Source organism: Streptomyces sp. P17, assembly GCF_032436805.1.
Lineage (GTDB): Bacteria > Actinomycetota > Actinomycetes > Streptomycetales > Streptomycetaceae > Streptomyces.
In genome coordinates this window covers 1-288 of sequence record NZ_JAVRBF010000611.1, presented here as the reverse complement: position 1 = coordinate 288, position 288 = coordinate 1, and the positions used below count along the sequence as shown (strand labels likewise).

The window sequence follows — 288 nt, the reverse complement described above, 5'->3', positions numbered from 1 at the left end:
GGCAGGCAGCACCGAAAATCCGGGGAAAAACGTTCGGGCCAAGTCCGGCCTGAACAAGTCCATCCTCGATCAAGGCTGGTTTGAGTTCCGCCGCCAGTTGGACTACAAGCTGGCCTGGAGAGGCGGATGGCTCGTCGCCGTGCCGCCGCAGAACACGAGCCGCACCTGTCCGTGCTGCGGCCATGTCTCGGCGGACAACCGGAAAACGCAGGCGCCATGCGGGAGCCTTGAATGCGGTTTCCAGGAACCCGCCGACGTGGCGGGGGCGCGCACTGGCTCAACGGCCGG

At 66.0% G+C, this 288-nt stretch carries 1 protein-coding gene; it reads left to right on the top strand.

Going from position 1 to position 288, the window contains the following annotated elements; genetic code table 11:
* On the top strand, positions 1 to 288 hold a 288-nt coding region (locus RMT89_RS42305; protein WP_315889076.1), incomplete at both ends, for a transposase.